Source organism: Pseudomonas sp. P5_B2, from assembly GCF_056400445.1.
On record NZ_JBFULH010001428.1, the window covers coordinates 1 to 601 of the forward strand.

Here is a 601-nt window from a genome sequence, read left to right on the forward strand (position 1 = left end):
CTGGTGACGCTGATCGGGCTGATCAGCAAGCACGGGATTCTGATCGTCGAGTTCGCCAACCTGCTCCGCAAGGAAAAGGGCCTGACGGCTCGCGAAGCGGTGGAGGAAGCAGCGGCCATTCGGCTTCGTCCGGTACTGATGACAACGGCAGCGATGGTGTTCGGCATGGTGCCGTTGATCATCGCTACGGGCGCGGGTGCGGTGAGCCGTTTTGACATCGGGACGGTGATCGCCACAGGGATGTCGATCGGTACGCTGTTTACCCTGTTCGTGTTGCCGTGCATTTACACATTGCTGGCTAAACCCGACACAAAAGAACACTGATAGACCTGTGGGAGCGGCGATGCGGCGATCCGACATTTGATCAGCCTCATGGACTGGAAATCAGATCAAAAAAAGGCCTCGCAATGCGAGGCCTTTATATTGGCTTCAATCTGGTCAACCTTGGGGCCTTATTCCCTGAACGAGCCCGAACATGAGCAACAAGAGGTCATTGTCGGGTTGCGCTGCCACGGAGGCTTTGATGGTTCGTGGTACTGGACAGTAAGCATCGTTGCTCACTGAACTGAGGACTTGTGTGCGAGGCTGCTCCCAGGCAGCC

At 56.6% G+C, this 601-nt stretch carries 1 protein-coding gene; it reads left to right on the forward strand.

Annotated features, from left to right (window positions below):
* Nucleotides 1-324: efflux RND transporter permease subunit (locus AC1DRJ_RS31640; protein ID WP_477805563.1), on the forward strand; the 324-nt coding region annotated here is incomplete at its 5' end.
* Between the last annotated feature and the right edge of the window lie 277 nt (nt 325-601).